We start from the raw sequence: 26214 nt of genomic DNA, 5'->3' as shown, positions 1-26214 counted from the left end.
TATGATGAAGAATCTTATAATTAATTCCAAATATAAAATAGTATCAATACTACTATCACTTTTTCTAATAACAGTTTCTTGTGAAAATGAGCTTGATTTACAACCTCTGAGTTCACAGACAGGTGACATTACATTTGAGAATCCTGATGCTTATAAGCAGTTTTTAGCAAAAATTTATGGCGGTTTTTCATTAAGAGGACAGAATGCCAGTGGTAATCTTGATGATATTTTAGGTATTGACGGTAATTTCTCCAACTACCTTAGATTACTTTTCACAGTCCAACAACTGTCTACGGATGAAGCAATTATTGCTTGGAATGACCAAACCATACATGATATTCACAACCATGTATGGACATCTTCCGATATTTTCCTTACGGCTACCTATGCTAGGATATATTTCCAGATTGGACTGGTTAATCAGTTTATGAGAGAAACAGAAGAAGGAGTACTGGATAGCAGAGGTGTTGACGAAACCTTAAGACAAGAGATTGCAGGGTTTAGGGACGAAGCAAGGTTTTTAAGAGCATTCAGCTATTGGCATGGTATAGACATGTTTGGTGATTTACCACTTGTAGATGAAACCGACCCAGTGGGAGCCTTTTATCCTGAGCAAACCTCAAGGTCCGATGTATTTGACTATTTGGAGTCTGAACTGTTGGACATCGAAACAAGACTTCCAGCGCCAAGACAAAACGAGTATGGCCGGGCAGACAAGGCATATGTTTGGATGTTGTTGGCCAAATTATATTTAAATGCGGAAGTGTATACTGGCACCTCACGATATGAAGAAGCCATGGAATACACGAACAGGATAATCTCCTCAAATTATTCTCTGGCTCCTGAATACAGATATTTATTTCTTGCGGATAACGATAGTAACGGAGCCCAAAATGAAATCATATATCCTTTCCGGTTTGACGCAAGTACCAATGGAGCATTCGGAGGAACCACCTATTTAGTACATGCTGCAATCGGTGGTGATATGGATCCGGCAGCCTTTGGGGTCAATGGAGGTTGGGGAGGTATTCGAACTACCAGTGCCTTTGTGGACAAATGGGATGATATTTCAGGCTCAACGGATTCGAGGGCTATGTTCCATACAAGTGGACAGACCCTGGAAATCAACAACCCATTTGATTTTACTGAAGGATATGCTGTAACAAAGTATAAAAACATTGACATCAACGGAAATCAAGGCTCAGATGAATCAGGCAATTTAGTTGATGTGGATTTTCCAACATTTAGATTGGCCGATGCCTATTTGATGTATGCAGAAATATTTCTACGTGGTGGTGGCGGTGATGGCACAACGGCACTAGGCTATGTAAATGATTTAAGGGAAAGAGCTTTTGGCAATTCAACGGGAAACGTTACTTTATCCGATCTTACTTTGGAATTCATATTGGATGAAAGATCTCGTGAATTATATTGGGAAAACCACAGAAGGACAGATTTGATTCGGTTTGGCCAATTTTCAGATCAAGGAGTCTGGCCATGGAAAGGAAACATAGCCTCAGGGAGGACGACCGAGAAATTTAGGGACCTCTATCCGATACCGAGCGCTGAAATCAATGCCAATCCGAACCTCATTCAAAATGAGGGATATTAAACTTCAAAATTGTTTTACAATGAAAACTATTCATACAAAAATACTTGTTATACTTTTTGCAGTGGCGGCTCTTTCTTCTTGTGAGGATGACTCAGCAATTACAGTGATGAACGATTCAGCTGAAACAGGTCCTGCTCAATTATCTATTTCTAACCTGGTTTTACAAAAGGAAAGTGAAGATGAAACCGCTTTGACCATTGACTTTTTGGAACCTGATTTTGGTTACAATGCCGGTTCAATTGGTTATCAACTCCTATTCGATTTGGAAGTAGGTGATTTCAGTGCTCCAGAAATAGTTGATGGAGGCAGCGAATATTCCGTTAGTCTTACGCATGCAGAATTAAATTCAATTGCATTAAATCTTGGTGCTGAGCCTGGGACTGAAACTTCGCTTAAAGTAATGATTGAGACAGTTCTATCGACGGATTCAAGTCTTTATTCAGAACCAAGCGCATTAACCTTAACACCCTATGCCTCCATTTTGGATCTCTCATCTATTTGGGGCCTTGTAGGTAGTGCAACAGTCAATGGTTGGGACGGTCCTGACATGCCATTTTACAAAACAGAAACTACTGACGAATTCGTGGCATATGTCACTTTGGTCGACGGGGCTATTAAAATAAGAGCAAATAATGATTGGACAGTCAATTATGGTGACAATGAATCCGACGGAACATTGGACTCTGGAGGTAATGATATTTTGGTTACTGCTGGAACTTATAGGATTCTCTTTAATGCATCAACGTTATCTTATTCCATTGTATCCTATTCATGGGGTATTGTGGGTTCTGCCACTACAAATGGATGGGATGGTCCGGACATGCCATTGACCTATGACTCATATTCCGATCAATGGCGGGCCATTGTAAAACTTAGTGCGGGAGAAATTAAAATTCGGGCGAATAATGATTGGGTAACCAATTACGGTGATGTAGAACTTGACGGAATATTGGACACTGAAGAAAACAATAATATATCGGTAAGCTCCGGAAACTACATAGTTACGGTTAACTTTAACGATTTGACCTATTCCCTTGAGCCCCTAGATAACATATGGGGGTTGGTAGGTTCTGCCTATAACAATTGGGGGGAAACACCTGATGCTCAATTTACTCGGGATTGGAGCACTGAAAATGATATTTGGGTATTAGATTCAGTCACTCTCTTGGAGGGAGATTTCAAAATTAGGGCAAATAATGACTGGGCCATAAGTTATGGTGATGCCGAACCCGATGGTATTCTAGATACTTCTGAAAACAACAATATTTCAGTAGTTGCAGGAACATATACTATTACATTGGATTTTTCAAACCCCAGTAATCCGACTTACACTATTGAATAAAAATAAGACGGATGATCATCATCTGTTTTTACTTGAGTTAGTTTAGTTATTTAGCAAGATTGGGGTTGCATGTAATTGTGCAGCCCCTTTTTCTTGTCTCAACTTTGCTTTTTTTTGTATTTTTAATTCAAAATAACCGTACACGTTTTTTGGCAAAATACACCCTAAACAGCATAAAATGAGGGGTTTGGTGGAACTCATAACCCGAAGGTCACTGGTTCGAGTCCAGTCCTCGCTACAATTAAGAAAAAGCTTCGTCCAATAGATGAGGCTTTTTTGTGTAATACGACTGTACTAAACTATCAGACTGTATTCTAGGCAAACAGGTTTATCCAGAGTAAAGTTGAAAGGATTCCAGCTGCCATCAGTATTAAACAGCTAATCTTTATCATATCTCTTCTCGCTCTGCAATCATTACCATACCATTTTGAGGTCAAGTACAGAGTGATTCTTTTTTCTTTTTTCGTTCCTCCGCTCTTTGAACATATAGAATGGCGATTCCAATACAGGCTCCTGTAAAAGCCAATATTGCACCAACCACACTCGCATAGGTAACTGAAAATCCAAAAATCATAGGAACTCCACCTAAATAAGCTCCAGAAGCATTTGCCATATTAAAGGCGCTTTGATTCATTGAAGAGCCGAGTTTCTCCGCTCCTTTTGCCGCCCTAATAATTGATATCTGAATAGGGGCTGCCAACGAAAAAGTGATAATCCCAACTATAAAACTAACGATAAAGATGGCAATGTTGCTACTGGCCAAAAGGGAGTTGATCAAAAGTATGGCGGCCATGCTTAATAAACTAATGACAACCGATTTTTGCGCTGTGAAAATTTCTACCATCCGGGCTCCCAGAAAATTTCCGAAGAACATACCCACTCCTGCAACAATCATTACATACCCTACATAGGCTTCAGGCAGCTTGGTTACATTGATGACCAAGGGTGCTATATAACTGTACCAAGCAAAGAAGCCGCCCGTTCCAATGGTGGTCAATGCAATTAAGGCCCATAGTTTTTTACTTTTTATCCCAGCTGACGGTTCCTGATTTTCATCGGGTTCTGATTCTTCCAAAGACTGTTTCGGCATCCAATAGTACAAACTTGTCAAGGTAGCAATGCCTGCAATACCAACAAGCATAAAGGAATAACTCCAATGCCATTCTTGGCCAATATATGTGCCAAGAGGAACACCTACCACATTGGCAACGGTAAGCCCAGAGAACATAACGGCCATGGCTTGGGCAGCCTTTCCAGGTTTGGCCAAGTACCCTGCAACCACCGCACCGATACCAAAAAAGGCCCCATGGGGCATCCCTGATAAAAACCGGAACAACAGCATAACCCAATAGTTCCCCGAAAATGCTGAAAGTGTATTGAAAACCGTAAACCAAATCATCAAGAACAGTAGTGTTCTCTTTGGAGGCAATTTTGAGGTCACCTTCGCCATAAAGGGAGCACCAATCACCACACCTAAAGCATAAATAGCAATAAAATGCCCTGCTTTGGGGATGGAAATTGCCATGGAATCAGCAATATTGGGCAGAATCCCCATAATCACGAATTCTGTTAGGCCAATACCGAAACCACCTACGGCTAAGGATAACAAGGCTTTGGTGTTTGTTGAATTGGAAGGTGTATTCAATTGTTTCTCTTTTTTGGTCTTAATTAAATAAGCCACAAAGGTACAGGGTAATGCTTGTTCAAGATGCAAGTATTTTTACATAAATCTATTTGGATTTATCTACCTGATCCGTATGTGGCCTTCCTCACCCTTCCATCCTGTCCCATTATCATTGTATCAGGCCTTGTTTTCCCTTGCGGATGTAGCATAAAATCTCTAAGTAACTTCATAAAATACAATGAAACACATCAGTACTAAATTGATGAAAACCAACCGTTCAACACTCTTTAACCCCATAAAACCGAAATCCTTGACCTTAAAAAGATGACATTTGTTACATTTGGTTATATACACTAAAAACATCATGAGACACACATTATCAGCCTTCTTCTTCTGCTGCTTTTTACAGATTTCCATGGCTCAAGAAATCTCCGTTGAAAAATTGGAGGACGCCCTTTCTGACTACACCTCCAAAATTGAACATGCAGCCGTGCTCCAAGATTGTGGGCATGCTTTTGACGGGCCTGCCTTTTTTTATAAGCAAGTGGAAAACAACTGGTTGGATTTTGCGCTAAACATTTCCAGTGATTCCAAAAAAAACATTGGAAGGGATATGTACAATAGATATGCTGCCCTTGGTCAATTGGACAACTCTCATTTTGCCAAGCCAAAAGTTGAAGAAATATTGCAACGTATTGTTAAAAACGTGTCCCGCAAGGATGTATCCTATCGGATAAGCATCTTAAAATCTGAAGAAATCAATGCATTTGCTACTTTGGGCGGTTACCTATACATTACCACAGGTTTACTTAATTTTATTGATTCGTATGATGAATTGGCATTCATCATAGGACATGAAGTGGCCCATGAGGACAAACTCCACACGCAAAGAAAAGTTACTAAACTTACACTCTCAACAGACCTTGAAGGAATGACCCGCATGGAAGGTTTCACCGATATCGCCAATAAAATAAATAGAACCTTTTCACCCCCTTTTGATCAGATTGATGAGTATGAAGCTGACAAAGTTGGGTTTGAATTGGCCAAAGCTGCTGGATATGATGTAAACAGATTTGCAGATTTCTTCAGGAAATTGGAACGTTACCAAAAGCAAGACCTCCTTAAGAAGTTAACTTCCACACACCCTTTTGCGGAACATCGCAAAAAATGTATCCAATCTTACATCACTCAATAAAATGACATCCGAAATGTACCTCATCTGTAAAGGAAAGGCCATTCCGCTGCCTAAAAATGAAATTGTTACCATTGGAAGAAAGGGCCATGGCGCCCATGTTGAGATAGACAGCAGACTTGCTTCCAGAAAACATGCACAAATTGAAGCAAGGACGGACGGGATCTATATCATGGACCTTGAAAGCTCAAACGGAACCTTGGTCGGTCAGCAGCCAATAGCCACCAACACTTGGGTCAAGATTTTACCTGAAGAAGTTTTCAGTGTCGCATCGCAAAAGCTACAGGTTGTTACTGATGTTCCAAAAGAGAAGACGCCAAAATCCTCAGAACCCCATAAAGAGTTCAAGGGTTTCAAACAAAAAATTGTTGCTAAAGGGGCTTACAAAATTGGCCGCCTTGAAAATAACGATATTGTTCTGGACGATCCTACGGTAACACGGGAACACGCCATAATTTCCTATTCGCAAGGTGAATTTTGGATTGAGGACCTGGGTTCCACCAATAAGACCTATCTCAATGGCAAGGAGGTAAAGTCCAAGACCAAGTTCAAGGAAAGTGATACGGTTACCATATCCTTTTATAGCATTACCTTAAAAGATGGTGCCAAAGATCTTCGAAAGGAAAGTAGTGCCATAAAAGCTTTGGCCATTCAAAAAAAATATCCGAACAATAAGATTGGATTGCAAGATATGTCCTTGAACATTCCCCATTCCACTTTTGTGGCTTTGATGGGACCTTCGGGTTGTGGAAAATCCACTCTATTGAAATGTTTGAACGGAGAAAATCCTGCTACCTCCGGAGAGGTGTTCATACATGGACTCTCACTGGCCGACAACTTTAGTCTTATTAAGAAAAAAATCGGTTATGTCCCCCAAGACGATATCATCCATAAGGAGTTGACCGTCTATAAAACCTTGTTCTATGCGGCCAAACTCCGTTTGCCCGATGATACCGCCGTTTCAGAAATCAATGAAAGAATTGATAAGGTAATCAACGACCTGAATTTAGATCAGGACAAGGAAAAAGACATTAGAACCATAAAAGTGGGGAATCTTTCCGGTGGTCAGCGCAAACGTGTGTCCATTGCGGTAGAGCTTTTGACAGAGCCCACCATCCTGTTTTTAGATGAACCCACCTCTCCCTTAGATCCAGAGACCATTGAAAGCTTTTTAAAGAGTCTTAAAAAGTTGGCCCATTCTGGAACCACAATTGTAATGGTGACCCACAAACCGGAAGACCTCAACTACGTGGACCAAGCCATATTTTTAGGGGTTCAGGGGCATTTGGTATTTCAAGGACCTGCCAACGCATTGACTTCCCATTTTGAGGCTCAGAATATTGTGGAGGTCTATAGTAAAATGAGCGATATAGACACAGTGACTTCTTACTACCAAAAACCGAACAAGGTTGGGTTCAAGGCTGTCAACAATCCAGATGTAAAAAAAGAAAAACCCGACTCGTACTGGCTACAATTGTATTGGTTGGTCTCAAGGTATTTCAATATCAAACTAAACGACAAAGGAAATCTGGTCTTGTTATTGGCCCAACCCGTAATCATAGCGGGTTTGGTCTGTTTGGTGTTCAACAAATTTCAGATTGGAGTCATGTTCTTGATGGCCATTTCGGCCATTTGGTTTGGGGTGAGCAACGCGGCCAAAGAAATTGTGGGTGAACTTACAGTATACAAGCGAGAGCGTATGTTCAACCTGAACATCAACACCTATATTCTTTCAAAATGGTTGGTACTTTCACTCATTGCATTGGTACAGACCGTACTATTTGTGAGTATCATTTACCTCAATTTCAAATTAAGCCCATTTGAAGGTTTTGAGGAAGTGTACCTGAGGCTTTTTGGTCATAGCATGTTGTTCATGTTCTATGTTTCCATTTCTGCTTCACTTATTGGATTATGGCTTTCTTCTGCCTTCAATACCACCGAAAAAGTGATGACCGTAGTGCCCATTGCTTTGATGCCTCAAATCATGTTGGCCGGGGTAATGACAAAAATCAACAATACCTTGGTAGAAATTTTGAGCTTTTTCACTTTGGGCCGATGGGGCACTGAAGGTTTTGCCCGCTTACAGGACGATGCCTCTCCAGCTTCTGAGTTCAATCCAGACACGGTTGAAGCTGTTCTAACCTCTGTTCCTCTCCCTGCACCAGAAGTGGGCTCGCAGACCGCATCGACTTCAGCAGTGCAACTACTCGACCTGTATAATAAAAAATTGGTTGAGGATGGAACCTTAATTGGTGATGTCTTCAACAGTTTTGACATGAACGTTGCGGTCATCGCAGTGCTCAATGTCATGTTCTATGTTTTGATTTATGTTTCGCTTAAAAAGAAGGATAGTATTTAAACCCAACACCATGAAAAAAATAGCACTAGTACTTGGCACATTCCTTTTTTTTATGTCATGTAGCAAAAAACCAGAATTTGTAGCCATAGACCATGTTACCATAAAAGGTCTCACGGAAAATGCCCTAGTGGTGGGAATGGATTATGTTGTATACAATCCCAACAATGTAAAAACAAAGCTGAGGCAATCCAGCATGGAGATTTTTTACAAGGATTCTTTGGTGGGAAAGGGCTTTTTAAACGAACAAATGAGCTTGGCGGCCAATGATACCATTCGGATACCGGTAACCTGTGAGATAGAACTCAAAAGTCTCAACTCTTTTTATCCCGAGCTATTGGCATCAGATTCCACTGAATTTGCCCTGAAGGGCAATGGCAAGGTGAGCTTTTTGCTAAATTCTTTCACCATTGCGCTGGATGATAAGATACATCTGAACACCAAAAAGGCCATTTTAGAGGAAATCAGTAAAAATTTGGACTATGGCAACAATTTTAAAATTCGGTCCATTTCCAGTAACAGATTGCCTTCACTGAGCAAAACCCATTTGAAATTAGGAGTTGAAACTCTCAACAGATTGCCCATTGCCTATACCATCAATACCATGAAACTTGAGTTTTATTTGGATGAAAACAAAGGACATGTGGCAGCGTGGACCATGGATGAACCGTTTTTTCAAGAAGCATTACAATCTACTACTATTCCCATTGATGTTACCCTGAGCAATTTTGATATTTTAAAACAAATGAAGTTCTCATGGCTTACCAACCAAAAAGCCAATTTTACTATTTTAGGCGAGGCCCAAATAAAAATTCAGGAGTATGAATTTAACGTGCCCATAAAAGATCATGTGGAAATAGGATTGTAGCCATTTCAGAAAAAACCTCGATGACCGACCAAGAACTGATAGATCAATTAAAAAAAGGAAACGAGAATTGCCTACAACAGCTGTACCAGCACATGGGCATGGTAAAAAGTTGGGTAGGGCAGAACAACGGTAATGAAGATGATGCTTTGGACGTTTTTCAGGAGGCGATTATTGTGTTCTACAAAAACGTGATGGCCGGAAATTATGAACTCCGAAGTAAAATAAGCACCTATCTGTTCGAAATTTCAAAACGGCAATGGCTCAATCAACTCAACCGAAGAAAAAAGTATGAAAACAGACAGAGTGAGGTTGGTGTTTCACAAGAAGGCCATGAATCCATAAGCCCCGAAATTACTCGAAAGGGGCCTAATCTTAGGGAGTATCTTGAAAAAGCCCTGACCAAGATTGGAGAACCCTGCAAATCGGTTTTAGAGGCCACCATATTTTTGGGGATGCGCATGGAGGATATTGCCGAAAGGTTCAACTACTCCAGTGCCCGTTCTGCTAGTCAACAGAAATTGCGGTGCCTTCAAAAATTACGGGGCGAGGTTTCCTATGATGTCATAATCCGTTTAAAACAGCCATGAGGGAAGAATTGCGACATATTGATTTGATTGATAAACACCTGACCGGGCGTCTCAATGATGATGAAAAAAGGGAAGTTGAACGGTTGCTCGATGAAGACGAAGAATTTGTAAAGGAACTTGAAATTTTTAAACAGATTTACAAGGGCATTGAATGGAAGGAAGACGTAAAACTCAGGGCCAAACTAGACCTTTTATACGCAGATTATAAGGAATCAAGGGAACAAAAACCCAAGGGCTTGTACCGAAGATTGATCATTTACAGTGGAGCTGCAGCGGCATGCATTATTTTGGGAACATTGTTCTATCTCTTCAGGTCAAAAGTAGAAGGTCCCATAATCAATGACACCCCCCATGTGGTTGATGCGGATTCTATACAAAAACAAGCGGAGGATAGTGTCATTCTGAAAAAAAATAACACCCAAATAACGGATAAAGAAGACTTGTCCGAAGACGAATGGGACGGTAATCCCCAAGATGAGATACAATTCGCTTTTTCAGATGGAAAATCTGTTCCGGCAGAATCCATACGTATGGTAAAGCAGCCTTCGCCTCTCTCCTATTCTTTTGATGGCCAGCAACTGGTCCTATATGGAGATTCAGGGATTTCCGGACTTCAATTACAAATAGGGAAGGATGAAGCAGGGGAGTATTATCTAAAATATGGGGACAAATTGTTCAATTTGACCACTTCGCCAGAGAGAAATCAATTGAAAGAAGTCCAAGAAGGATATACGTTTGGAGAAGTACAGGATGAGAACGTACAAGTGAAAGTAATGCCCCTTATGGAAAATTCGCTGCCCTATTCTGGTTTTACCGTATCGGTAAGGGAGAATGCATCGGTCGACAAAAATTATTTCTTTTTGGAACAGGATGGCAAAAAACACTTGGTCATAGATGCAAACATGAATAGTGATTCTGTTTCTGTCATCGTTGTTTCAAAAAGTGAAGGCAACTCCTATTATTTGATTCATAACAATGCGTTATACCCGCTGAACATTGACGCCACTGAAAACACCCCACTCGAAGAAATTGATTTTGCCAAGAACAACGAGACTCGTATGTTCATGGACCGTCCATCCTTCCCAGTACGTGTGTACCAAATAATTTTTTAGAAAAAATCTTATAAAAAAGATGACATTGACCATCTACGGTTATATACCCATAGAATGTATAACCAAAACGATTAAAAATGACATCCAAAAAAGTACACACCTTTATTCTCATTGCCTTGTTCTGTGGGCTTGTAAATGCACAAAATTCAGATGCTACCAAAAGAAGAAACCGAGGAATGACCAGTAAGACCGCTGATCAAATAGATCAAGTGGACCAGACCGTTCAAAACACCAACAATGATATTGACCAAACGGTGGAAGGCATTGACAATACCATTGAAGGTACAAAGGAAACCGTTGAAAAAGTAGGCCGTATCTTGTTCGGCTCAAAGAAGGAAAAAAGCAAGAACAAAATCTTGATTTTCATAGACTCTGTTGCTTATGGAGATGAAAATGTACAAACCCTGTACAATGAACTCTCAAAGAAAAATGGGACAAAAAAAACCTCCAAAACCTTTTCGGATGGAGTTGTTACCATTCAAATTGAATCCAAACAAAATGCAGATGCCATTTGGCAAGAGGTCCCACAAAATGTGAGAGCATCTTTTAAGGTCAATGCTATGGGTGAAAACAACATTTCGGTTGAATTACCAACCCTGACAGAATAATCCTTAAACAAACCAGCCACAATGTTATTATTATGTAAATACGAAAACGTATTTGACACCAAGGCTTAAAAATGTTGGTATAAAAAGTTTCATATGCCTATTTTTAGTGCTGACTGTCGAATAGGTTCAGGCACAATAAGATATATCATTACTTTCAACCTTAACACTTCATCACAAAATGAAAAAATTACTATTCCTGATTGCCTTGCTCACCTTGATTCCAAACCTGGCTTCTGCTAGACGGGTTGGTGGACTATTTGGAAAGAGCGAACGAATCCAAAAAATTACCGACGTTGATATAAAGGGCGCCAATGGTGAAGACCTTTACTTGGCCCATAAAACTACATCCCTATTCATCTTTATGGGAGTCTACATGACAGACGATGGTTATGTATTGGGCGTAAAAGGAAGTATTAACACCTATTACCCCTTGAGTGGCGAACAGCTAAAAACCTTTCAGGCCAGCGGTGCTTTACCCACCCCTCTGCCAGCCTACAAAATAGAATTTACAGAATGGCTGTGGGGGTTTTCCTTATGGATACTGCTTGCTGTTATTGCCGTAATTTGGTTCTTCCCCAAGAATAAAGAAGCCCTTTTTGCCCAAGGGTGTAAATATTACTTCGGCAAAAACACCCCGGTAAATTACCCAAAGGCGATGCGTTACTTCGAAAAATCGGCCAAAAAAGAATATGGCCCTGCTGTATTCAACCTAGGGGTAATGAACCTCTCTGGACAAGGCACGGAAAAAGATGTGGACGGCGCCATTGAATTACTGAAGAAAGCCTCCACGTTAGGGTACGTAGATGCCAATGTAACCTTGGGGAACCTCTATTATAATGGCAATGAAGTGACCAAAGATATGATCAAGGCTGAAGCTTGGTACAAAAAAGCCTGTGATCAGGGGCATGCCAATGCCTGCAAAATGGTGAACCATATCCAACAGGCCAGTTAATTAAAATCAACACCAAACAGTAACCAAATTCAATTACACCGAACATCATGAAACTATCACATTACGAATGGGATCCCGAAAAAGACCTTATAGCAGAAGGTGGGTTTGCAGAAGTGTTCAAAGCCAAAGATTTAAATGCTGAAGGAAGATATGTAGCCCTTAAAATCTATAAAGAAGCTGTGTCAAGAGGCACTTCTGGGAGCACTGGGCAGAAAAAATATAGTTTGGAACAGGAATTTTCCAAAATAGATGGGCTTTCGCACACCCACCTCATCACCTATTATGGTCTTGAGTACATTACCCATAAGGACGCCATGGGCAGAAATGTCAGTTATCCTGTATTAATCATGGAATATGCCGGGGAGGGGACCTTGGGTCAGGCCATACAGCGAAAACTCTCTTTGGATGAAGGAAAGAACATAATTGTGGAAGTAGCCCAAGCAGTGGACTATCTACACAAACAAGGTATTATCCATAGGGATTTAAAACCTGGGAATGTGCTATTCTCCAAAGACCGAAAGGGAAACAAAGTCTCAAAGGTGACCGATTTTGGTATCAGTCAAGATATATTATCCGACAAGACAATACAACAGTCCATGACAGAAGGTGTGGGAACACCACACTATATGGCACCTGAACAATTCTTTAAAAAGAAATTTGGACTGAATGGGGAGATTAGTGAGCGCACCGATATCTGGGCCCTTGGCATTATGTTCTATAAAATATTAACGGGAAAGTTGCCCTTTGGACATGATAAAAAAGATTACGAGCTCATTCGAGATGGTATAGTTGGGGAAGAGCCTAATTATTCTGAAGTTCCGGAAAGATTCAAAAACTGCATAAAAACCTGTTTGCAGAAAAATGCTTCTGACCGGTATGCTTCTGTATCCGATTTCATCCGGGATGTGAACGGGGAAAGCAATGAAAGTGGTACGGTGTTTATGGGAGGAAATGAAACACAGTTTTCCAAAGCGGAACCTAAGTCCAAAAAGAAGAAAAAAGTCTGGCCCATTGTGCTGGCCACTGTCTTGGTTTTGGGTGCAGGTTATGGGGGATATGCCTTTTTCAAAGCTTCTAAAATAAAGTCGTTGTTAGCTGATGCATGGGAATCCTACAAGACCGGGAACCATGAGAAAGCCTACGACCTCTATCAAGAAGCCGCAGAATATGATTCTGGTGAGGCCAACTACTTTTTAACCACCATGAGCAATTATGGATATGGCACTGAAGTGGACTATATCAAAGCACGGGAATATACCAATAAATCAATGGAATCGGGTTTCGACATGGCAAACTTTCAACACGCATGGGCCTATCAAAATGGCTTTGGTGTGGAAAAGGATACTGCAAAGGCTTTGGAATATTTTAAAGAGGTTCTGGATGAAGTCAAAAAGCGAAGTCAGAATGGTGACCCAGAAGCACAAAATGTATTTGGTCTAATGGAATGGAATGGATACGCTGTGGAAAAGGATCATGTTAAAGCTGAAGAACATTACAAAAAGGCTGCTGATCAAAATCACCCTGCTGCCATAGAGAATCTGGCCATCTTATATAGCATGCAGAAAAAGTATGAGGACGCTTTTAAAATGTATGAAAAGGGAAAGGAACTCAACAGGTATTCATGTTACCGCGGTTTGGCTGAAATGTACCGGAGTGGTCGTGGTATTGCCAAAGATACTATAAAGGCTTTTGAACTGTACACCAGTGCCGCCGAAAACAATGATGTGGTTTCGCAGTATTCATTGGGGAAATTCTACTACAATGGAATCTTGACCGAAAAAGATAGGTTGAGGGCAGTGCAATGGTATACAAAAGCAGCTGAGCGTGGCTATTTAAATGCACAAAATGAACTCGGTATCATCTTTTATGATGAAAAGAAATATGTTGAAGCCAGAAAATGGTTCCAGATGGCGGCCGATCGAGAGAATGCTTTTGCAGCTTATAACTTAGGGTTAATCCATTCTCAAGGACTGGGTACTCCAAAAAATATCGCTGAAGCAAAAAAATGGTTCCTGGTCTCTGCTAATAAAGGGTACTCACAGGCACAATACAAAATGGGAGACATTCTAGAACATGGGGATGATGGTAAAGTTGACCTTGAAGGTGCCATACGGTGGTACGAGTTGGCCGATGGCCAAAATAATGTCTCGGCTCAATACGCTTTGGGTAGATTGTTTTATGATGGGAAAGGAAAAATCAAAAATCGGAAAACCGCCAAGGAATATTTCATCAAGGCTGCCAATCAGAATAGCTATTTAGGGCAATATATGCTAGGTGTAATGTCTGAAAATGGCATAGAGGGGCCTGTAGATTATAAGGATGCAGAAAAATGGTATAGATTATCGGCTAATCAAGGTTATCTTAATGCCCAAAAAGCATTGGGTCGTTTGATCTATAATGGAAAAATTTCTGGACAAAAAAAGATAGTGGCACGCACATGGTATAAAAAAGCCGCTGACCAAGGTGACGCCGAGGCTCAATATATGGTAGGATTGATAGATTATAATGACAAGTATTACAATTTGGCCAAAAGATGGTTCACAAAAGCCGCTGATCAAAATAACGCCAACGCACAAAATTATTTAGGTGTTATGTATGAACTTGGAAGGGGACCTTCAATAAACCTGAAAACCGCTTTCAGTTATTACACACAAGCTGCCAACAATGGAAATTCTTTGGCCATGTATAATTTGGGGTTGTGCTATTACTATGGCAAAGGTGTATCCACCAACAAGGTTATAGCAAAGACATGGTTTAATAAATCCTGTACTGCAGGGTATCAATCAGCTTGCAATTTTGTAAAGAAGAATTATTAAATAGATTTTAATGAAGCTTTTTTCACCCGTGCATTGCCATGAAATTGGGCAGCGATCAAACAACGAGGATACCATTTACCCTTCAGTAGCGACAGAACATACCAGATTATTTATAGTATGCGATGGTGTAGGTGGCCAAGCTAAAGGGGAAGTGGCCTCTTCGATGGTCTGTCGGGGTTTTTCCAACTACATCCTTGAAAACCCTTATGAGAACATTGAAGATGAAACTTATTTAACTTCTGCACTTCAACAAGTTGAACACAATATGGGCGACTATCTTGAATCACACCCTGAAGCTACTGGAATGGCCAGCACATTAACACTTTTATTAATTCCCGACAAGGAGGAAAAGGCTTTAATCGGCTGGGTTGGCGATAGTAGGGTATACCACATACGGGATGGTGAAATCCTTTTCCAGACCAAAGATCATTCTGTAGTACAAAGTATGGTAGACATGGGTGAAATTACCGAAGAAGAGGCGCAGACGCACCCCAAGCGGAATATTATTACCCGAGCGATAAATGGCGCCAATCCAACAAGGATTGATCAAAAAATAGTCTCAGAGGTGAAGAAAAATGATTTTTTCCTCTTGTGCACCGACGGTATTCTGGAAACCTTGACCAAAAAAGAGATTTTGGAATGGTTTAAATCGCAAGCATCAGCGGAGGAAATAAAATCAAAAATTCTTGCCTATGCCAAAGACGTCACCAAGGACAACTATTCCATGTATCTCGTTAAAATAGCGGAATAAGGCTTTTAAGGCTTTTAAAATTGCTTCCATCAGGAAACAGTTCAGTATTGAAACGCGTTTCAGTTTAATTTCAAATTATATTACCTGCCATCCTATAGAGGTCTTCGTCCTGAAATAATATTATATAAAACGGCAATAATGGCAATTACCAAAAGAATATGTATTAGGCTGCTTGTTCCAATTCCGGCTACAATGCCAAAGAATCCCAAAACCCATACAATAATGCAAATAACGGCTACTAGCCAGAGTAAAGCTCTCATAATCTTAGGTTTTTCTATTATACCTAGTAAATATAGCTCTTCCAAGTATCGCCCGTTGATTGAATTAATGTATTTTTTAACTCAAAAGGTGACACCAAAAATGGGTTGACTTTCTTTAAAGAGTCATTTATTTGGAATTCGTTTAGCCCCGATGATATGTACAATTTACTCATAGGTTTTCAACCTCAGCCGGGCAAATACCGGTAAATGATCGGAGGGATATCTGCAATCCTTGGAATCGCTTAAAATTGCACTCTTTAGTACCTCAACACGATCGGGAGATACAAAAATATAGTCTATTCTTCGCTCAACAGGTTTAGTGATATCAAAACCATTGAAAGTCCCATCAGGTCCAAAGGCGTTCTTCCCCGCGGCAATATGGGCATCTTCCATTTCTGTTAAGATAGCCTGAACGCCCCCACTTTCACTTTCCAGATTGAAATCACCTGTTACCACCACTGGATATCCATCAGTGTTCAACTCCTTTACTTTTTTTAGAATCAATTTGGAACTTTCTTCGCGTGCCTTTTCTCCAACATGGTCAAAATGGGTGTTGAATACCATGAATTTACTGCCGTCCTCTTTATTTTCAAAAAGTCCATAGGTACATATCCGCGGTAAGGCTGCATCCCATCCTTTGGATGGAACCCCAGGTGTTTCAGAAAGCCAAAACGTACTTTCTTTCAAAACTTTTAGTTTATCTGTATTGTAGAAAATGGCCGTAAACTCACCCTTATCGTCCCCATGATCTCTACCCACACCAAAATAGGTGTAGTTGTCCATACCTTCATCAATGGCCCGTAATTGATGTACAAGTCCTTCCTGGGTTCCAAAGACATCCGGGGCATAAAAGTTAAGCTGTGAAATGAGAAAATCCTTCCGATTCTCCCAATGATTTGGTTTATCGTTGGGGTTGTCATATCGGATGTTATACGAAATAACATCGATGGTCTGGGCATTAGTGCCAAAAATTGCACTTAAAAGGTATAAGATCAAAAAGCTTCTTTTCATTGTTCTGTCACTTGATTATAGCCCTGCAAGCTATTCAATTTTTAACAGATTAAGGTTATCCTATCTTTATGTTCCTCATTGTCAATAGTGTGTCCATTTAAAACTTAAAGTTGCTGCCATTTCCCAAATAAATTGTATTTTTCGCCCTGTAAATTACCTAAACGCCCTTAGGTATTTTATTCCAGAGCAACGACAATAAGGGCCCATGCCATAAGAATTGATAATTCTTGCAAACAATGTATGCACGTTACTCTGAACCTAAATTTTCTTTATTTACACTTTTTACACTTCTTTTCTTAGTCGGATGTAGTTCCGAGAAAACTGAAAACCCTCATAGCACTTGGACTCATTATGGCGGCTCTCCCGACCAGTCCAGATTTTTTGATGCTTCCGAAATCACCAAAGAAAATGTTGGTGACTTAGAGGTTGCATGGGTTTATCCCACTGGCGATGAGTATAACTTTTTCAGTCCCATTGTTGCTGATTCCACCATGTATGTTCTTGGAAAAAACAGCTCCCTGATTGCCTTAAATGCCAGAACAGGCGAAGAAATTTGGATTCACGCCAATCTTAAGGGAATTACCAGAAGAGGAATCAATTATTGGGAAAGCGCCGATAAAAAGGACAAACGCTTAATCTTTACTTTAAACAGCTCCCTCCAGGCCATTGACGCCACCACAGGAAAATCCATCATGGATTTTGGAGAGGATGGCTATGTAGATTTAAGGAAAGATTTAGGTAGAGATCCAACAACCATCGTTCGGATTCAGGCCATGATGCCTGGCGTACTCTATGATGATTTGCTCATTTTGGGATCCTCAACAGGGGAAACGTATTTCTCACCACCTGGTCATATTAGAGCTTATAATGTAATAACTGGAGAACTGGAATGGACATTTCATACCATTCCGCAACCCGGCGAGTTTGGATACGATACATGGCCCAAGGACGCCTATAAATATGTTGGCGGCACCAATGCGTGGAGTGAAATATCCGTGGACGTGAAGCGCGGTATCGCCTATATACCTCTTGGTTCTCCCACCTATGATTATTATGGGGCAGACCGATTGGGGAGCAATCTTTTTGCAAATTCACTGGTTGCATTAGATGCACGGACCGGGGAACGCCTCTGGCATTATCAAACCATTCACCACGACCTTTGGGACTACGATCTTGCCAGTGCACCACAATTAATTACGGTTCAACGGGATGGAAAATCCATTGATGCTGTTTCCATTGCCACCAAAAACGGGTTCGTTTTTGTATTTGATCGGGTGACAGGTGAACCCGTCTTCCCTATTGAGGAAAAACCCTTTCCTCCTAGCAATATGCCTGGTGAAAAAGCATGGCCAACACAACCCATACCATCATTACCAGATTTCACCAGACATGAAGTCAATCTAGACAATCTTAATCCTTACTTTCCAGATAGCATAAAGCAGGCTTGGGTAAAACGTTTGGATTCCACAAAGTCCCAGCTATATCTTCCTCCATCCGACCAATATGAGATAGTTGCCATGCCAGGGGCACTGGGCGGGGTTAATTTCGGAAATACCGCTGGAAATCCAGACAAAGGGATGATGTATATCATGACTCAGGAATATGCCTCGACCTATCGACTAAACAAGGTGGAACCCCCCAAAGAAGATCTTTCCCAAAATGATGTAGAAAGGGTAAAAAACCTGTACAGTTCCACATGTATTGCCTGTCATGGTCAAAACATGGAGGGTGGCGCCGGACCATCACTATTGAATATTGGACACCACATGGCTTATGACGATTTCAAGGAAGTTGTAGTCAATGGCAAGGGTCAAATGCCCGGACTGGTGCATGTAGATGAAGAATCCTTGAAAGCACTGTTCAAATTTTTGGGTGGGAATCCCGTAAGTAGGCCTTTTAGAAGAGCAACTGCTGAAGAAAGCATGCCTGAAGGGCCAGTTGTTGCATCTGGAGGCGCACCAATAAAACCTGATTTGCAGAGAGGGGCTCCCATGAGAGAATATCCCGAAGGTTCTGACCATCCTGATGCCCAATACACCACAGAATATGGGCTGGATTGGCCTGCACTTATAGACCCACCTTGGTCATCGGTAGTTGCCTACGATCTTAATGAAGGTACTATTAAATGGCGAAAACCTGTAGGCATCGATTCACTTTATGCCAAAGGTGACCCGAGTAAAGGGGCCCCACAGGGGGTTCAGCGAAAAGGTATGGTCGTTACCTCAACAGGTTTGGTCTTTGCCACTGCCAAGGGTGCAAAATTATATGCCTTCGATCAGGAGACTGGGGAAACCTTGTGGGAGACCACAATGAACCATGAATCCAATGCACAGCCCAGTATGTATACTTTAAATGGCAAACAATATCTGGTAGTGAATGCAAATTCAAACTTTTTTCGAGGCACCTATGACCAATCCAAGAAACCCGGTGCTTTACCTAGGGGGTATGTGGTGTATGCCTTACCAGAGGAATAGTTCAGTCATCAATTGTTACACATTTGAATTTAAAACCAAAACATTCCAATAGCATGAGAGCACATATTGTAATCTTTTTAGTCGTACTTACAGGCAGCCTTTCGGCACAGTCAATACAGAATCGTATCATTCATAATGACCCATCCACCTATAGAGATTTAACCTCGGTACATGCAGGTGCGGGCAGTATGAGATTCACCGAGCTCATAGGCAGAAAAGAACTATCCTCAAATTTCCTGTACCTGCATACGGGTACTATTGCTGGTAAATCTGGAATTGGGCACCATTTTCATCACGATATTGAAGAAATGTATGTGCTGTTATCAGGAGAGGCCGAGTTTACCATTAATGGCAGAACCTCCAAAATAGAAGCCCCGGCCATTGTTCCTTGTAAAATGGGGGACTCACATGCCATTTACAATGCTACGGACCAACCTGTGCAATGGCTCAATTTTGCGGTCAGCACGGTTAAAGCACGTGGAGGCGCTTTTGATTTGGGGGATGACCGCGTTGGCGCTACCCTAGATCCAATACCCGTCTTTGTTTCAGGAAAATTGGATAAAGCATTGCTCAAAACAGAAAGATCACCAATCACTGGAAAAGGAGTGTCTCATAGACGGATTCTGAATCCTACTGTCTTTTCCACCGATTGGAACTCTGTAGACCATTTGACCATTCCAGCTGGCACCAAAACCAACCCGTATCAACTGGAAGGTATGGAAGCTGTTTACTACGTAATTAACGGCTCCGGAACGATAACGGTAGATGGTAAATCGGGAACATTTGGCAAGGACGATGCTTTTTTTGGAAGACTTGGAGAACATATCACGTTCAACAATACTGGGAGTGAAGAAGTGGAATTGTTAGCCATTGAAATCTCCGCTTCCAAGAAATGGAATATTAAAAGGCCATTAAAAGAGCCCAAAGCCATGGTTTTGGAGATGGATTTTGTGGTAGAAAAGAAAAATGCGCAAGCTTTTGAAGAAATGTACTATTCCATCTACGTACCCGCCATGATCGTACAGGATGGGTATTTAAGCTCAAAATTATTGCGGCTTTACTCTCCCGATGAGGCCAAGGAAATCCAAGCAGAACCCACTACCTACAATTATCAAATCCTTATCTCTTTTGAAACTGAACAAAAAAGACGGAATTGGGTAGCGAGTGACCAGCATCAAATTGCGTGGCCCGCTGCAACTGCCTTGGCCAAAGAGTTCAAATGGCGAGGCTACTTTGTCATGGGCGATGATAATCAAAAATAATTAGGATATGCTCCAACTTTTGGAAGGCTACAGGTATTGCACAAAGCCTTCCATGTTGGTTTGTATCCTATATACTTTATCATAACTTACCATATATAAGGTTTTCATATCCTCACCTCCAAAACAAAGACTGACTGGAAAACTCGGTAAGTTAATCATCCCCACATAGTTTCCTTCAGAATTAAAGATTTGTACCCCATAATATGTGGCCACGTAGATATTTCCCATGGTATCAATGGCCATTCCATCTGCACTTGATGATTTTCCCTTACGGTCCAAAACAGGTCCGGTCAGGAACAATTTGGCAAATTTGCGCCCGTTGGCAATGGTGCCATCCTCATTCACATCATAAGCCCATATAAAATTTTCTTTTTCACTGTCTACGGGGTACCACTCCTCGTCGTCATAACAATTGTTGATGTAAAGTGTCTTTCCATCCGGAGATAAAAGAATTCCATTGGGCATGGCAAATTCGTTGGGCTCCACCAATCGTTTTACCTCATTGCCATCAGGTGTGACGTAGTACACCCCCCTGCCCGGCTGAAACTTTTCGGCTTCCATTGTAAATTGCGGGTCGGTGAAGTAAATACCACCCTTGCCATCAGTGATGATGTCATTGGGCCCGTCAATGGGTTTTCCATCATACGAATCAGCAATAACGCGAACAACTTTACCCTCAGTGGTCATTTCCAGCACCCGATGCCCCATCATATCACAAACAAGCAAGTTTCCATTTTTGTACGGATATAATCCATTGGCCTGCATTTTACCTTTGGTAATAGTACGGTAAGAACCGTCTGGGTCCAGTTCCACAATGGAGCTTTGGGCAGGGTCACCGTTCCAATTTTGGTCAAAATACATATTGGAAAAATAGACCTTCCCATTCAACCATTTTGGCCCTTCACTAAAGTATAATTTGGGTTCCGTCTTGGAGCCATCCACCAATAATTCCGGTTTTGCATCCTTTGGAATGATTTTGTGGTAGGCCTGTAGAGAAGCCTTGTTCTTTTCCAAGTAATCGTTGCGCACAGGCCAGAAAATGTCCAAGACATCAGAACCCACATCGCTTACCGAAGCACTGTGCACCATATTGCCGGGCACTAAAAGCGCATCCATGACATCCATAGCCACGGATGTATCCATAGCTTTTCCAGACAATTTTCCGCGCAACACATAGGTAATCTGCTCCTGCGGGTGAATGTGCGGTGGCGATTCGATAAGGGGGTCCATGGCAACAAAACTCAGCTGCATGTTTCTCCCAGAAATGATTCGGGCATAGGCCCCTTCCCCAATCTTTGTGAATTGAATGTCATAAAAGTCATACACCTTTCCGGGTTCAATGTTTGGTGGATACATTTCTTCTAAATCTTTCAAGCTTGAAGGCAAGTTTTCCACGCCTGCTTTTTCCAGATAATCCAAACGATAAGGGCTATAAATTTCCATGATTTTAGCTCCATCAGCTCCCGCTTTGATAGCGCTTACACTCCCTTTTTCCAAGAACACAAAATCCGTTCTTGGGGTAACACTGTGGGTCCCATCCGGTTCTTCTCGTTCACGGGACATCATAGGAACAAACTCCCCGTTGATTAATTGTTCAATGGTACCGTCCATTACAAAAAGAAAACGGTCTGCGGGTAATTCTTCCTCTTCCACGGTGGCATTTGGTTCCAAATCCAGAACGCTTGTAAGGGTTCCCTTAGACCAAAAAACCGTACCACTGACACCGGGTTGAATTTCCAAAGGATTTAAATCTCCAAGATTTACCGCCTCCCCTATTTTAAGGTTCGGGGCGATGTCATTCTCTGGTAAATCGGGTAAATTTCTTACCTCCAACTCATGCTGCGAAATCAGTTCTTGGTTTTTTGCAGACCATTTTGGAGTATTGGAATTTTTGCATGCTGAAAAGATGGTCAGTGCAGTCACGGGCACCAACAATGCACGCAAATTCATTACGAATAAGCTTTTCATTGTACTCAGATTTTGATTTTGATTTTAACTACGCTTGTGAAATTACGCATTTTATCATAACTCTTAGGCTCTAAAGTAAAGTCCTCCAACTTTAATTCCTTATTTAGCACATGAAATAAATTGACTGCCAGCATCAAGTCAAAAACAAAGACTAATTCTCTATTTATACTTGTGGGACTTTTGAGATGATTTTACCCAAAATTTGCCTCCTTTACTTCCAAGACATTAATTTATTACCCAATACCTATACTATATTATCCTTAAAATTGCATGAATGGAAAAATGTTAGTACTTTTTTACAAAGCAACGGATAAAGACCTCCGAACATGAAAATTTTACCTTTTAAAATTCCAAAACCAGAGCAAGAAGCTCTGGTGTACCAAGAAGATTCTGGTATTCTTTTTTACGACAAGCTTCATCAGCATGAAGAAATTCAGATAAGCTATATTGTTTCCGGCGAAGGCTCCATTGTGGTGGGTGATACCATTAGTGACTTTAAAGCCAATGACATTCTTGTAATCGGTGAAAACGTTCCCCATGTTTTTAGGAGCGATTCCAAGACCTCTGCCAAATCTGTTATGTATACCTTGTTCTTTACCAAGGAGTCTTTTGGAAAAGAATTCTTTACCCTTTCTGATATGACGCGGCTTCAGAATTTTTTTGAAGAGTCTGGATATGGTATGAAAATACTCTCCCAGAACGATAGGCTCACTTTGCTTTTCGACAGCTTAAAAAATCAAAGTCGTATACAGCGGATTGCCACCCTTTTGAATATACTGGACATCATGATTTCTTCGGAAAAACAACCCTTGTCAACCTTTGTATACCGCAAAAAATATACTGAAGATGAAGGAAACCGAATGAATACTGTTATTGACTACGCACTGAGTAATTTTCACGAACCCTTCTCTTTGGAAATGGTAGCTGAAAAGGCCAACATGAGCAAGAATGCCTTTTGCCGATATTTTAAAAAACGTACCAACAAGACCTTTTTCCAATTCTTGATTGAAATAAGGATTGAGCATGCGTGCCGATTGCTGTTCAAAGATAATGATTTGCCCATTTCAGAAGTATCAGAACAATGCGGGTTTTTGAACATTGCCAATTTTAATCGCAAGTTCAAGGAGCTTAAAGGTGTTACCCCTACCCAATACAGAAAGTTTACCATTGAAAAATGGAGGGACAGATACTCTAAATCTGCCTAAGCATAAGTTTTTTTGGCCAGAAAAATCTCTACATTTTGGATAGCTCCCTAAGCCATTCATAATGGAGCAATACTAATAACCAAGATTTATGCTTGTGCCCAATTATGGTTTTGGAGGATCATAGAACTTCCATTTGGCTTTGTAATTCTTGTTGATTTTCTGATCGGTCATAATGGCCTTGATCATCTCAACCGGCATGGCGTTCATAGTAATAATCCGGTCGTGGAATTCTTTGTTGGTCATTTTGCCGCTAACAACAAGTTCTTGGTGTAAAGCATAGAACTGACGGCCTCCAGTAAGGTATGCTAATTGATACAATGGAGGATAATTGCCCACAAAGGAACGTCTAACCTCACCTTCGGCATTGGCACGCTCATGTCCAACACGATCTACCAAGAAATCGATACATTCTTGTGGTGTCCATTTACCCAAATGATAATTCAATGAGAAAATAATACGTGCACAACGGTGCATATGCCAGAACAACATTCCTATACGATCCTCAGGACCTTTGGGAAATCCTTTGTCCCACAATAAAAGCTCCCAGTACAAAGCCCAACCTTCGGTCCAAAATGGTGTACGGAAATTACGGTAGGTACGGTGACGGTTGTTCATAAAACCTTGAAGATTATGGCCCGCAATCAATTCGTGGTGTACCGTTGCCATGGAAAAGTGAGGATTGTTACCACGCATACTCATCATGCGTTGCTCATAGGACATCTCATCCGTAGGGTATGATATGCTAATAGAGGTCCCACCAGTAAAAAATGGATTCACCAATTGACGCTCAGGAGACATCATTCCCATGCCCCAAACTTCTTCAGCCAATGGTGGAACAGTGATCAAATCGTTCTTTTTTAAGAAGTCAATGGCTTCGTTATAAAGTCGTAAGATCAACTCCGGTTGTTTTCCCGGCTCAACGTAAGCGTTCTTTACTTTTTCTTGGGCCGCTTTCCAGTCATTGCCAAATCCCATTTCTTGTGATGCTTTTAGAAGTTCGGCATCGCACCAAGCAAATTCTTCATTGGCCAACTCTATCAATTCTTCGGGAGTATAGTCGATCATTTCATACTCCAATTGTTTCATCAACTCTTCCCTACCTACTGGATTCCCCACAATACCGCTTTCATCAACAGGTTTTCCTTTATTGACCTTATTTTTGAACGCTTCGGAATAGGCATCGAAGCCTTTACCCATCTCATCATAAATCTTGGGTATCCACCAAGTAAAAAGTGGGTCGTATCCGTTGTAAAATGTGTAGATACTTTCTGCGGAGTTTTTCAAGTCGTCGATGACTCTAACTGCCTCTTCTACCTCATCTTTACCCAAGGACGGTGTGCTCTCAAGCTTTGTTTGCAAGCTCTGCATTTGTTCCACAACTGAATTCCAGTCCTTAGCCATCTTTGTAGCATCTGGCTGATAACCTCTTCGCCGAGCTTTTAAATAGGAATATATATGGTCTGAAAAGGGAAACCATTTTTTAATTTTTTGATAAACAGCTTCTTGCTCTTTTGCCTCGGCATTCTCCTTTTCCAAGTCTCTTTTGAACAATACATAATCGGCCTTACACTCCTGTGGCAAAGCATTGAAGTCCAATTTTTCTAATTTGGCTAAATAGTCGTTTCGCAATTTGGTCATTCTTTCCCTTCGTTCTGGAGAACCACCGGGATCGTTTGTTCTTCCCCAGTAACCGCGGGATACAGGTGCATAAAAACGAACCAAAGAACTGTAATCCGCACTGTATTTGGTCATTAAATCTGGCATTTCCTCGCATGGCACATACAGTGCTTCTTGTTTTGCCTGTGCATTTAAAGACAATGGGATTGACCCTATCATTAAAATTGAATACGCAATCCATAAAATTCTTTTAGTTCTCATTCCGCTAGTCAGTTTGATATTAAAATTATGTCGAACCCTGTAAAAATGATTCATTGAAAATTATCAATTGAGTCATTTTGGGTATTTCAGATAACTTACATTGAATTAAAACACCTTAAAGGTATTGCACATTGAGGCCGCTCCATAATATCATCTTAACAGTAATTGATATTATGTTGTCTAATGTGGTCTGTGTTCATCTATTTGGCATTGAACCCATTAACCCAAACTTGTTGTGTTGGCTTCAAAACCCATACATGTATAAAATCTCATGTACAGTGCATCCCCGGTTTTCTCACATTAAAGTATTGCTTCGTTGATTGAACTCCAGAGGAT

At 41.0% G+C, this 26214-nt stretch carries 19 protein-coding genes; 14 read left to right on the top strand and 5 right to left on the bottom strand.

Features of this window, described 5'->3' with window-relative positions:
- Nucleotide 1: 1 nt before the first annotated feature.
- The gene (locus AB1A65_RS07760; RefSeq protein WP_366587492.1) at nucleotides 2–1612 is read left to right on the top strand and encodes a RagB/SusD family nutrient uptake outer membrane protein; all 1611 of its coding nucleotides are present in this window, start codon (nucleotides 2–4) and stop codon (nucleotides 1610–1612) included.
- 19 nt (nucleotides 1613–1631) lie between these two features.
- Nucleotides 1632–2954 (top strand): SusE domain-containing protein, encoded by a 1323-nt coding sequence (locus AB1A65_RS07755; RefSeq protein ID WP_366587490.1) that lies wholly within the window; start codon nucleotides 1632–1634, stop codon nucleotides 2952–2954.
- Between the two features lie 433 nt (nucleotides 2955–3387).
- Here AB1A65_RS07755 and AB1A65_RS07750 read toward each other — a convergent pair whose 3' ends face one another.
- On the bottom strand, nucleotides 3388–4599 hold the full coding sequence (locus AB1A65_RS07750; RefSeq protein WP_366587488.1) for an MFS transporter: 1212 nt from the start codon (nucleotides 4597–4599) through the stop codon (nucleotides 3388–3390).
- Between the two features lie 343 nt (nucleotides 4600–4942).
- On the opposite strand from AB1A65_RS07750, the gene AB1A65_RS07745 reads away from it, so the two are divergent.
- The 9 genes from AB1A65_RS07745 (at nucleotide 4943) to AB1A65_RS07705 (ending at nucleotide 15820) form a co-directional block, all read left to right on the top strand.
- Entirely contained in the window at nucleotides 4943–5773 is an 831-nt protein-coding gene (locus AB1A65_RS07745; protein WP_366587486.1) for a M48 family metallopeptidase, read from the top strand.
- A 13-nt stretch (nucleotides 5774–5786) separates the two neighbouring features.
- Entirely contained in the window at nucleotides 5787–8129 is a 2343-nt protein-coding gene (locus AB1A65_RS07740) for an ATP-binding cassette domain-containing protein (RefSeq protein ID WP_366587484.1), read from the top strand.
- Between the two features lie 10 nt (nucleotides 8130–8139).
- The gene (locus AB1A65_RS07735) at nucleotides 8140–8994 is read left to right on the top strand and encodes an LEA type 2 family protein (protein WP_366587482.1); all 855 of its coding nucleotides are present in this window, start codon (nucleotides 8140–8142) and stop codon (nucleotides 8992–8994) included.
- Between the two features lie 20 nt (nucleotides 8995–9014).
- Complete coding sequence (locus AB1A65_RS07730) at nucleotides 9015–9581, top strand: sigma-70 family RNA polymerase sigma factor (RefSeq protein ID WP_366587480.1); 567 nt, start codon at nucleotides 9015–9017, stop codon at nucleotides 9579–9581.
- Nucleotides 9578–10693 carry a hypothetical protein gene (locus AB1A65_RS07725; protein WP_366587478.1) on the top strand — a complete coding sequence of 372 codons (1116 nt, stop codon included), beginning with the start codon at nucleotides 9578–9580 and terminating at the stop codon, nucleotides 10691–10693. The genes AB1A65_RS07730 and AB1A65_RS07725 overlap by 4 nt, the downstream gene beginning before the upstream one ends.
- A 77-nt stretch (nucleotides 10694–10770) precedes the next feature.
- Nucleotides 10771–11301 (top strand): hypothetical protein, encoded by a 531-nt coding sequence (locus AB1A65_RS07720; protein WP_366587476.1) that lies wholly within the window; start codon nucleotides 10771–10773, stop codon nucleotides 11299–11301.
- A 178-nt stretch (nucleotides 11302–11479) separates the two neighbouring features.
- Nucleotides 11480–12253: a tetratricopeptide repeat protein gene (locus AB1A65_RS07715; RefSeq protein WP_366587474.1), complete on the top strand. Its 774-nt coding sequence runs from the start codon at nucleotides 11480–11482 to the stop codon at nucleotides 12251–12253.
- Nucleotides 12254–12300: 47 nt separating this feature from the next.
- Complete coding sequence (locus AB1A65_RS07710) at nucleotides 12301–15069, top strand: protein kinase (protein WP_366587472.1); 2769 nt, start codon at nucleotides 12301–12303, stop codon at nucleotides 15067–15069.
- A 10-nt stretch (nucleotides 15070–15079) separates the two neighbouring features.
- Complete coding sequence (locus tag AB1A65_RS07705) at nucleotides 15080–15820, top strand: protein phosphatase 2C domain-containing protein (RefSeq protein WP_366587470.1); 741 nt, start codon at nucleotides 15080–15082, stop codon at nucleotides 15818–15820.
- A gap of 92 nt (nucleotides 15821–15912) precedes the next feature.
- Here AB1A65_RS07705 and AB1A65_RS07700 read toward each other — a convergent pair whose 3' ends face one another.
- Together AB1A65_RS07700 and AB1A65_RS07695 are read right to left on the bottom strand one after the other, a co-directional pair.
- Nucleotides 15913–16080 (bottom strand): lmo0937 family membrane protein, encoded by a 168-nt coding sequence (locus tag AB1A65_RS07700; protein WP_366587468.1) that lies wholly within the window; start codon nucleotides 16078–16080, stop codon nucleotides 15913–15915.
- A gap of 165 nt (nucleotides 16081–16245) precedes the next feature.
- A complete protein-coding gene (locus tag AB1A65_RS07695; protein ID WP_366587466.1) occupies nucleotides 16246–17091 on the bottom strand; it encodes an endonuclease/exonuclease/phosphatase family protein in 846 nt (281 codons plus the stop codon).
- Between the two features lie 236 nt (nucleotides 17092–17327).
- Between AB1A65_RS07695 and AB1A65_RS07690 the strand changes: the two genes are divergently transcribed.
- Entirely contained in the window at nucleotides 17328–19565 is a 2238-nt protein-coding gene (locus AB1A65_RS07690; RefSeq protein WP_366587464.1) for a PQQ-binding-like beta-propeller repeat protein, read from the top strand.
- Nucleotides 19566–19618: 53 nt separating this feature from the next.
- Nucleotides 19619–20827, top strand: a complete 1209-nt coding sequence (locus AB1A65_RS07685) for a cupin domain-containing protein (RefSeq protein ID WP_366587462.1) — start codon at nucleotides 19619–19621, stop codon at nucleotides 20825–20827.
- Between the two features lie 27 nt (nucleotides 20828–20854).
- Here AB1A65_RS07685 and AB1A65_RS07680 read toward each other — a convergent pair whose 3' ends face one another.
- Complete coding sequence (locus AB1A65_RS07680) at nucleotides 20855–22795, bottom strand: SMP-30/gluconolactonase/LRE family protein (protein ID WP_366587459.1); 1941 nt, start codon at nucleotides 22793–22795, stop codon at nucleotides 20855–20857.
- A 326-nt stretch (nucleotides 22796–23121) separates the two neighbouring features.
- On the opposite strand from AB1A65_RS07680, the gene AB1A65_RS07675 reads away from it, so the two are divergent.
- Entirely contained in the window at nucleotides 23122–24000 is an 879-nt protein-coding gene (locus tag AB1A65_RS07675; protein ID WP_366587457.1) for an AraC family transcriptional regulator, read from the top strand.
- A 102-nt stretch (nucleotides 24001–24102) separates the two neighbouring features.
- On the opposite strand, the gene AB1A65_RS07670 is transcribed toward AB1A65_RS07675, so the two are convergent.
- Nucleotides 24103–25878 carry a DUF885 family protein gene (locus AB1A65_RS07670; RefSeq protein WP_366587455.1) on the bottom strand — a complete coding sequence of 592 codons (1776 nt, stop codon included), beginning with the start codon at nucleotides 25876–25878 and terminating at the stop codon, nucleotides 24103–24105.
- Between the last annotated feature and the right edge of the window lie 336 nt (nucleotides 25879–26214).

Origin of the sequence: Allomuricauda sp. ANG21 (assembly GCF_040705235.1) — a bacterium.
Classification (GTDB): Bacteria; Bacteroidota; Bacteroidia; order Flavobacteriales; family Flavobacteriaceae; genus Flagellimonas; species Flagellimonas marina.
The sequence above is the reverse complement of the archived record's forward strand: the minus strand, read 5'-3'. Positions and strand labels throughout refer to the sequence as shown.